We start from the raw sequence: 382 nt of genomic DNA, 5'->3' as shown, positions 1-382 counted from the left end.
GGTGGCGGGTACGTCCGGTGAAATGTAGCGGCGGGATGGGAACGCTCGGGGCGGGCATGGTGCTCGGTCGGGAAGGGCCAACGGTACAGCTGGGCGGTAACGTCGGGCGCATGGTCGGCGATCTGTTCCGTATGCGCAGCGCCGAAGCACGGCATACGTTGCTGGCGACGGGGGCGGCGGCGGGGCTGTCTGCGGCGTTTAACGCGCCGCTGGCGGGTATCCTGTTTATCATTGAAGAGATGCGCGCCCAGTTCCGCTACAACCTGATCTCCATTAAAGCGGTGTTTACCGGCGTGATTATGTCGAGCATTGTCTTTCGCGTCTTTAATGGCGAAGGGGCGGTGATTGAAGTTGGCAAGCTAACCAATGCGCCGGTCAATAC

Annotated in this window: 1 protein-coding gene; it reads left to right on the top strand. The window is 61.3% G+C overall.

Annotation, left to right across the window (positions count from 1 at the left end; all coding sequences use genetic code 11):
- Window positions 1–35: 35 nt before the first annotated feature.
- Window positions 36–382, top strand: a 347-nt coding sequence (locus GYB81_RS24060) for a chloride channel protein (protein ID WP_306342887.1), incomplete at its 3' end; no start/stop codon positions are given.

The sequence above is a fragment of the Pseudomonas yangonensis genome (assembly GCF_009932725.1).
In the GTDB taxonomy this organism is placed as follows: Bacteria; Pseudomonadota; Gammaproteobacteria; order Pseudomonadales; family Pseudomonadaceae; genus Aquipseudomonas; species Aquipseudomonas yangonensis.
This window is presented reverse-complemented; position numbering and strand designations above follow the sequence as displayed.